This is a genomic window from Pelomicrobium sp. G1 (genome assembly GCF_051905455.1).
Lineage (GTDB): Bacteria > Pseudomonadota > Gammaproteobacteria > Burkholderiales > UBA6910 > Pelomicrobium.
The window spans coordinates 1-237 of the sequence record NZ_JBQACR010000583.1; the positions used below are offsets into that span (position 1 = coordinate 1).

1 protein-coding gene is annotated in these 237 nt (G+C 72.2%); it reads left to right on the forward strand.

What is annotated here, in order from left to right:
• Window positions 1-190: hypothetical protein (locus tag ACTFO6_RS19720; RefSeq protein WP_439935987.1), on the forward strand; the 190-nt coding region annotated here is incomplete at its 5' end.
• Window positions 191-237 lie beyond the last annotated feature (47 nt).

Genomic DNA, 237 nt, shown 5'->3' on the forward strand with positions numbered 1-237 from the left:
TCCCTTCCCCTTGCGCGACGCGGTCCTGCTCCATCACGCCCCGGGCGTGGAGCTGGAGGGGACCCCCCTGCTGGTGCGCATCGTCCGCTCGGCCGAGTCCCTGGTGCGGCAGCCCGCCTACGAAAGCCGGCGGGGGCTCGCGGCGGATTTGCTGGGAATTCCCGCAGCGTCGGGGCAGACCGCCCTGTAGCGCGCCATGCGGGCATTCGAAGCGGTGTTGCGAGGCCTGAACCTGGC